The organism is Staphylococcus sp. acrmy (assembly GCF_022690565.1).
GTDB classification, from domain to species: domain Bacteria; phylum Bacillota; class Bacilli; order Staphylococcales; family Staphylococcaceae; genus Staphylococcus; species Staphylococcus caledonicus.
In genome coordinates, this window is record NZ_JALCVE010000009.1 from 95,552 (window position 1) to 103,873 (window position 8,322).

Sequence of the window (8,322 nt, forward strand, 5' to 3'; positions counted from 1 at the left end):
TTTAGCTCCATTCTATGTGTTTTCTAGCATGTTAATAATCATAGCAGCGTTATAGCCGGCTCCGAAACCATTGTCAATATTGAGCACGCTTGTTCCTGGAGCGCATGAATTAATCATCGACAGCAGGGTAGTTATTCCATCTAAGTTAGCCCCATAGCCAACACTAGTTGGTACTGCGTAAACTGGATGATCTACTAGACCACCTACGACACTGGCAAGTGCGCCCTCCATTCCAGCAATAACAATAGAAACTTTTCCGTGACGAATATCTTGGATGTGAGCGAATAAACGATGAATTCCAGAGACACCTACATCATAAAACCGCTTCACTTGGATACCCATTACTTCGGCAGTGATAGCTGCTTCTTCAGCAACTGGTAAATCTGATGTGCCAGCACATAATACAGAAATATAATGTTTTGACTTCTCAATTTCATCTAACGGAGTACATACAATATTAGCCTCTGCGTAATGTGCTAAATTTGGGTGGTGTTCTAAAACGTACGCCGCTTTATATTGATCAATTCGAGTTACTAAAATAACGTTATTATGATGAAGTAAACTAGTTATAATTTGAACTATTTGTTCTTTCGTCTTTCCTTGGCCAAATATGACTTCAGGAAAACCTTGACGTTGTGCTCTATGTAAATCAATTTTAGCAAAGCCCAATTCGTCATAGTGACTGAGTTGGGCTTTAGCTTCATCAATTGATATTTGATTTGATTTTACACGTTCGAGCAAGTCTTCGATAGAGCTAGGATCTTTACTCATGTGTATACTTCCTTATACTAATTTAGTTGAAGTTGTATCGATAACTTCATTCATACTACCAGTTCTGTAACCTTCTAAATCTACAGTAACATAGTCAAAACCAAGTTCTTTTAAGCGTAATGTGATGTTATCTTTATTTGTAATAACAGTTGCTAAGTCATCTTGTGCTACTTCAATACGAGCGATATTGTGATGATAACGTACACGTACATTATTAACACCTAAATTTAAAATGTGTTTTTCAGCTTCATTCACTTTATTTACTTTAGTAAAGCTTAGCTCTTCACCGTAAGGAATACGAGATGTTAGACTACATAATGCAGGTTTATTCCATACTGGTAAGTCATATTGTTTACTTAGTTCTCTAATTTCTGATTTGTATAGTTTAGCCTCTTGTAAGACACTACGTACGCCGAATTCTTCTCTCGCTTTTAAACCAGGACGGAAGTCTTCTAAATCGTCCATAATCATACCGTCTAATACATAATTGAAGCCTAAATCTTCTTTGATTTGAGATAAATTGCTATACATTAAACGTTTACTATAATACCAACTTTCAGGCGTATTCTTAACAATATTAGCATCGTTTAATTCAGACATTTCAGTTTCCATTACTTCGATGCCTAATTCTCTACCTAATTCAATCGCTTGATTAAATTCTTCATTTCTGAAAAGTTCAGATTTCACAACGACTGGTTTTACGTTGTTCACACCTAAAACATCAATCGCTTTTTTTAATACAAAACTACTATCTACACCACCAGAAAAAGCAATAACTACGCTTTTCATTTCTTGAAGTTGTGAATCTAATTTTAATTCTTTATTTTGTAATTCAGACATGTATATCATTCCTTCCGATTATTCTTCGTCTTCTACATATGGGATAGTTAGTGGCCCTTGTGGCATAACCCCAATACTTAATTTACGACCATATTGTTTTTCTAATTCTGCAATCGTTTGTTCAATATTTGACGTTGGATTCAACATTGAATCTTTTAATTGTTGGTCAGTTAATTCTGAATAAACATATACATTGGCAAATGTTTGAATACTTGCTTGTTTTTGGACTTGCCATTGATCGACTTCGGAAAAGTTCGGATCATGAATTAAATCTAAAATGCCTCGTGGAGTATCAGCCATTTTAAATATTTCAGCGAATTTTCCGTGATCTGGGAATCCATCAGCACATTCAGATACCATAATAATATTTCCGTTTTCTTTTACAACTTTGCTTGCCGCACTCATACCTTTTACCGTTTGATATAAGTTTTGATCGAGCGGTTAACCTGAGTTAGAGGCAATCACGACGTCGAAACGGTCATCACATTTAAACATTGCATGTTCTTTAACATATGCGCAACCTTCTTTATGAGCTTCGAACACGTCGCCGCCGAATGCAGCAGTGATTTTTTTATCTTTATTTAAAGCAACATTTAACATGAAATCTGGTTTACACATTGTGTTAACTTCACGTGCCATATCTTGCACTGGGTTGTCTTCTAAATTTCCCCAAGTTGAACGTGGGTCACCAATCATCTTCGCATTATGGAACGTTTGGATTGTTTCAATACCGGCAATACCAGGCATAATACCTTTTGGTCCACCTGAAAAGCCAGCGAAGAAGTGGGGTTCAATAAAGCCTGTAACAATTTTGAAGTCAGACTCCACATACTCTTTATTTAAATAAGCGTCACAACCATATTTACTGTGACCAACTTTAACGAGACTCTCTTTTTCATTACAGTGGTTATGCACGATTTTCACGCTATCAACAATATCTTCACCTAACATTTGAATAAGTTCATCACGTGTTTGGTCACGGTGTGTGCCTGTACCGTTAATAATTACAAAATTCTCACGTGGTACATGGTTTAATTCTTCAATTAATAAAGGTACTAATATATGATTAGGCGTTGGACGCGTAATATCACTAATAACGATTGATACTGTATCATCGCTTTTTACAAGCTCTTTTAAAGGCTTAGAGCCTGTTGGATTTCTCAGAACATTTTGAATTTTTGAAGTATAGTCGTCTAACGCGTCGATAGTTTGTGGTTCAATTACTGTACTATCATCAGGCACGTTGACTTCTACTTCAGACTTGCCATATAGGACATGTGTTTTCACTGTCTATCCCTCCATAAGTCTTGATGTCAAACTGTAATAATTATAAAATTAATTGTTTCTTACATGTTAAATTATAGCATAATTTATATCTTATTTTAATGGTAAAGAATAGAGACGAAGGGGAGTGGAACAGGCAAACACTAACTAATTAAGGTTATAAGATTTTGTTATTCCACTCCAGTAAAGGTTAGCTAGAGATGAATAAAGTGAGGCTTGGACTTATCTTTCTCTCGGTCAATTACTGTTAAAATTTAAAGCTAAGCATATCTCAGTCTCTTGTTATAAAACTTTTGAAGAGAATGAAAAATATGAAAAATCGTGAGTATATAGTTAGGATTTTAAGTAATTAAAGTTAGTCATTCAGAGTTACAATTACCTAATTTTTCACAGGACCAAATTGACTAAATGTATGGGTAGTTGACGACTACAAGCACTATGGGATTTGTGCTATAATGTGGTGTATTAATTAGGAATTAGGGTGAGTTGAACGTTGGATAAGAACATAGACATTCAAACGAAGCAAGTCTTAAAACAAAATGATGAAAAGCAAAAATTCGAGTTTGCTACTCAAGGCTCATGGCAAAAAAAGAGCGCAGACTTTATACGCTATCAAGAACAGATTGAAGAAGCGGTTGTTAATGTAACAATAAAGATTGAAGAACAAGGTGTAAAATTAATACGCAAAGGCGATATTAATATGAATCTTCATTTTGTTGAAGGTCAAGATACGGTAACACTCTATGATATTCCAGCTGGTCGTATTCCGTTAACGGTTAAAACACGCAGTATATTACATTTTGTGGACGATAATGGTGGGAAATTAAAAATTCAATACGAGTTACATCAAAATGATGAAAAAATGGGCTCATATCAATATGAAATTAAATATAAGGAGATAAGCTAATGAATATTATTGAACAAGTGAAAGCCACGTTAGTAGAAGAAATTGAAGCTAGCATAAAAAAGGCTGGCCTTGCAGAAGATGTACCAGAAATTAAAATTGAAATTCCAAAAGATACTAAAAACGGAGACTACTCTACAAATATCGCTATGGTATTAACTAAAATTGCGAAACGTAATCCACGTGAAATTGCTCAAGCGATTGTAGATAATTTGGATACTAGTAAAGCTAATGTTAAGCAAGTAGACATTGCTGGACCAGGTTTTATTAACTTCTATTTAGATAATCACTATTTAACTCAAGTCATCCCAGAAGCTATTAATAAAGGTGACAAATTTGGTTATGCTGAAGAATCAAAAAACACTAAAATTCTATTAGAATATGTTTCAGCCAATCCAACAGGTGATTTACATATTGGTCACGCCAGAAATGCAGCAGTAGGAGATTCTTTAGCGAATGTCTTAACAGCAGCAGGCTATGAGGTTACTCGTGAGTATTATATTAATGATGCTGGTAACCAAATCACTAATTTGGCACGTTCAATTGAAGCACGTTACTTTGAAGCATTAGGTGATACAAGCCATGAAATGCCAGCAGATGGTTACAACGGTAAAGACATCATTGAGATTGGTAAAGACTTAGCCAATAAACATCCTGAGATGAAAGATTACTCAGATGAAGAACGTCTTAAAACGTTTAGACAATTAGGTGTAGATTATGAAATGGATAAGTTGAAGAAAGACTTAGTTGATTTCAATGTACATTTTGATAACTGGTTTAGTGAAACATCATTATATGAAAATGGTGCCATTGATAACACATTAGCTAAAATGCATGAACTTGGTTACACATATGAAGCGGATGGTGCAACATGGTTACGTACGTCTGACTTTAAAGACGATAAAGACCGCGTATTAATTAAAAAAGATGGTAATTATACTTATTTCACACCAGATACAGCGTACCACTACAATAAAATTAATCGTGGTAATGACATCTTAATCGACTTAATGGGCGCTGATCACCACGGCTATATTAATCGTCTTAAAGCAAGTTTAGAAACGTTTGGTGTAGATAGTGATCGCCTTGAAATTCAAATTATGCAAATGGTACGTTTAATGCAAGATGGTGAAGAAGTTAAAATGAGTAAACGTACAGGTAATGCAATTTCATTACGCGACATTATGGATGAAGTGGGTATCGATGCAGCACGTTACTTCTTAACAATGCGTAGCCCTGACTCACACTTTGATTTTGACTTAGAACTTGCAAAAGAAAAGTCACAAGATAACCCTATCTACTATGCACAATATGCACATGCGCGTATTTGCTCAATCTTAAAACAAGCTAAAGAACAAGGCGTTGAAGTGACTACAGAAGCAGACTTTAGTACTATTACTAATGAAAAAGCAATCGACTTATTGAAAAAAGTTGCAGAATTTGAACCTACAATTGAACATGTAGCGGCAAGTCGTGCACCACATCGTTTAACTAACTATATTCAAGACTTAGCGTCAGCATTCCATAAATTCTATAATGCTGAAAAAGTTTTAACAGACGATGCAGAAAAAACTAAAGCACATATAGCATTAGTAGAAGCAGTTAGAATTACATTACACAATGCTTTAGCATTAGTAGGTGTATCTGCACCAGAATCAATGTAAATTCGATTATTTATAATTAAATATAGTTTATACGAGAGGGAGCGGGACAGAAATCTAATGTAATTTCAAAGATTTCGTCGTCCCGCCCCGGCAAGGGTGACTAGAAATGAAGAAAGTGAGGCTCGAACGTATCTTCATTTCAGACAACTACTGCCATAACTAAAGGCTGAACCATTTTTTATATTAATGGCTCAGCCTCTTGTATTATAGGTGATCATTTAGGGAAAATTAAACATGGTTGAGTTACCAAAATGTGATGAATGGAGGGGAAGTATGCCAACGCTAACAACAGAAGAACTTTACGAGACATTGTACCAACATATGGGTCCTCAAGGTTGGTGGCCTGGGAAGACACCAGAAGAAATTATGTTAGGTGCCATTTTAGTTCAAAATACGAATTGGAAAAATGCAGATATGGCTTTGCAACGATTAAAAGAAGAAACGCAATTTAATCCTTATCACATTTTGAAAATGCCTTTAGAAGAATTACAAGAAGTGATTTGTTCTAGCGGTTTCTATAAAAATAAAGGTAAAGCAATTCACGCATTATTTCAGTGGTTAGAGAATTATCAATTTAATTATGAAGAAATAGCACGTATACACGGACAAAATTTAAGAAAAGAATTATTAAATATTCGAGGTGTAGGTAGCGAAACAGCAGATGTATTAATTGTCTATATTTTTGATGGAATTGAGTTTATACCTGACAGTTATACACGTCGTCTTTATCATAAATTAGGTTATACGCAAACTGAAAGTTACGATAAATTTAAAAAGTATATAATCTTGCCATCATATTTTACAAATCAAGACGCTAATGAATTCCATGCATTGCTAGATAATTTTGGAAAAAATTATTTTAATGGCAAAGGAGAACATCGCTATACATTTTTAGATAATTATTTTATAGATAAGGATTGACCTTCACGTTGCGTCATAGTTCATACTCCTTATTAGATGATAGGTTGAAAGTTAGTGATGTTGAAATAAGTTGCAAAAAGACAAGGAGGAGTGTCGCTTAATGTTAAATAATGAGTATTTCACTCCTAAAGAAGTACACCAGATTACAAGTGTTAGTGCACGGACGCTTCATTATTATCATGAAATTGAGTTATTAGTGCCAAGCTATATTGCAGAAAGTGGCTATCGTTATTATTCTACTCAAGATCTTGCTAAATTGCAGGTCATTATTTTCCTTAGACAACTTAATTTATCGTTGCATGATATTCAACAATATTTTAATAAAAGTATTAGCGAGAAAAATCAACTTTTAGAAAACAATTATATGCAAATTATTCAACGTCGTAATCATCTTAATCAAATGATTACTTTTCTCGACTATCATCTTACACATAATAGAGAAGAGGAGATTAATATGGAGAAATTTAATGATTATAATATACAAGATCAATACGACCGAGAAGCAGAATTAAAATATGGGGACACTGAATATTATCAAGCGTTTAAAACACAACGTGAAAATTTAAGAGGTTCAGATAAGCAACAACATGACAATGATGTAAATCAGCAACTGACTCAATTTTTTGAAAAGATGAACGTATTATTAGAAAAAGGTTATATTGCCAATGAAACACAAGTATATCACCATATTTCAGAGTTAAAGACAATCCTACAACGACAAGTACCTAATCTCGACGAACAATTTTTAGAATATATGGCATTAACTTATGAGAATGATGAACGTTTTGCGCAAAATATCAATAAGGGGCGCAATGCTCACCTTAACCAATACATCGCTCAAGCTATACGAGCATACAACCAATAAACTATTTTAATTATTCCTTAAATATGTAATGATGAAATTAACATACCATTAATCTCATATTTAAGGAGAGACGACGATGATTGAAGCATATAAGCTTTTTTGGCAAAATTATCTAAATATCGAAGGGCGTACAAGACGACGTCATTATTGGTTAGCTACGTTATGTAACATCCTTGTACTAATTTTGTTAAGTCTAATATTCGGAATCTTAACCTCGTTGTTTAAAGACGGCGAAATATTTTTCGGTATAATCTATGGAATAATAGATTTAGTGCTTTTAATAGGATTATTTACTATGTCAGTGCGTAGATTTCATGATGTTGGCCATACAATGACGATTCCTGTCATCATGCTTGTTTGTATGTTGTTTCGTGAAATAGAAACACTCATTGATACATACTTCCAAGTATCTTTAGAAAGTTTCTTTACAGGATTTGTTGGGACAATCGTTACGATTGTAGTAGGTGCTATTTCATTTGCATTGCTTATTATCTCAATAATTGCCTTGGTTTATTGCGTAAAAGACAGTGAACAGGGTTCTAATGCCTATGGCCCCAATCCTAAAGAAGTTGACCATTATTAAATAATTGTATGACCTATAACTATCAATAGTTAAGGCACCTCGTTAATTGGATTAAATAACATGAGGTGTCTTATTTATTTTTAACTTAATGTAATATTAAATTTATTAATTATAAAATCATATATTAAACAATATTTTTGAAAGAATGTTTTCATGAAAATGACATTGAGTCTTTCTTTAGTATCATCAAAGTATTTTGTATTTCTTTTAAACATTAAAAATCCTCTCGTATTTAAATTTCTAAATAAGATAATAAAAAGGCTATATGTAAATTTGTCCGTATTTTATTTGAACTAATAACAATTATCAAATAACATTTATATAATAAGACAAACATCTTACTTTTTAATAGTGAATAAATTCAATTATTTTTAGAGACAGATTTCTTTTAATCTTTTAAATTTTATATATTTAAAGATATATTCTCAAAGAATCATAAAACTTAAATGTTACTTTTATATAAAGTTAAGAGCTGTATGAAAAGCAATAC

Annotated in this window: 7 protein-coding genes and 1 pseudogene; 5 read left to right on the top strand and 3 right to left on the bottom strand. The window is 33.3% G+C overall.

The annotated features are described in order from the left end of the window. Positions 1–12 precede the first annotated feature (12 nt). The 3 genes and pseudogenes from larB to larA all read right to left on the bottom strand — a co-directional run bounded on the left by larB (position 13) and on the right by larA (position 2,898). On the bottom strand, positions 13–771 hold the full coding sequence (gene larB / locus FH144_RS09870) for a nickel pincer cofactor biosynthesis protein LarB (protein ID WP_242315535.1): 759 nt from the start codon (positions 769–771) through the stop codon (positions 13–15). A gap of 12 nt (positions 772–783) precedes the next feature. Next, on the bottom strand, positions 784–1,611 hold the full coding sequence (larE, locus tag FH144_RS09875; protein WP_242315537.1) for an ATP-dependent sacrificial sulfur transferase LarE: 828 nt from the start codon (positions 1,609–1,611) through the stop codon (positions 784–786). An 18-nt stretch (positions 1,612–1,629) separates the two neighbouring features. Further along, positions 1,630–2,898: pseudogene (gene larA, locus FH144_RS09880) on the bottom strand (nickel-dependent lactate racemase). 490 nt (positions 2,899–3,388) lie between these two features. Between larA and FH144_RS09885 the strand changes: the two are divergent. The 5 genes from FH144_RS09885 (at position 3,389) to FH144_RS09905 (ending at position 7,832) form a co-directional block, all read left to right on the top strand. Next, positions 3,389–3,802, top strand: a complete 414-nt coding sequence (locus tag FH144_RS09885) for a YwiB family protein (protein ID WP_107507182.1) — start codon at positions 3,389–3,391, stop codon at positions 3,800–3,802. Next, entirely contained in the window at positions 3,802–5,463 is a 1,662-nt protein-coding gene (gene argS, locus FH144_RS09890; RefSeq protein WP_242315539.1) for an arginine--tRNA ligase, read from the top strand. Before FH144_RS09885 ends, argS begins: the two co-directional genes overlap by 1 nt. 273 nt (positions 5,464–5,736) lie before the next feature. Then, the gene (locus tag FH144_RS09895) at positions 5,737–6,384 is read left to right on the top strand and encodes an endonuclease III domain-containing protein (protein ID WP_242315541.1); all 648 of its coding nucleotides are present in this window, start codon (positions 5,737–5,739) and stop codon (positions 6,382–6,384) included. Between the two features lie 100 nt (positions 6,385–6,484). Further along, on the top strand, positions 6,485–7,249 hold the full coding sequence (locus FH144_RS09900; protein WP_242315543.1) for a MerR family transcriptional regulator: 765 nt from the start codon (positions 6,485–6,487) through the stop codon (positions 7,247–7,249). A gap of 76 nt (positions 7,250–7,325) precedes the next feature. Next, positions 7,326–7,832: a DUF805 domain-containing protein gene (locus tag FH144_RS09905; RefSeq protein WP_242315545.1), complete on the top strand. Its 507-nt coding sequence runs from the start codon at positions 7,326–7,328 to the stop codon at positions 7,830–7,832. The last annotated feature ends 490 nt before the right edge of the window (positions 7,833–8,322 follow it).

Excerpts from the sequence above, each read along its gene's own strand:
- argS (WP_242315539.1), top strand. The coding sequence starts at position 3,802 with ATGAATATTATTGAACAAGTGAAAGCCACGTTAGTAGAAGAAATTGAA.
- larE (WP_242315537.1), bottom strand. The coding sequence starts at position 1,611 with ATGTCTGAATTACAAAATAAAGAATTAAAATTAGATTCACAACTTCAA.
- larB (WP_242315535.1), bottom strand. The coding sequence starts at position 771 with ATGAGTAAAGATCCTAGCTCTATCGAAGACTTGCTCGAACGTGTAAAA.
- FH144_RS09900 (WP_242315543.1), top strand. The coding sequence starts at position 6,485 with ATGTTAAATAATGAGTATTTCACTCCTAAAGAAGTACACCAGATTACA.
- FH144_RS09895 (WP_242315541.1), top strand. The coding sequence starts at position 5,737 with ATGCCAACGCTAACAACAGAAGAACTTTACGAGACATTGTACCAACAT.
- FH144_RS09905 (WP_242315545.1), top strand. The coding sequence starts at position 7,326 with ATGATTGAAGCATATAAGCTTTTTTGGCAAAATTATCTAAATATCGAA.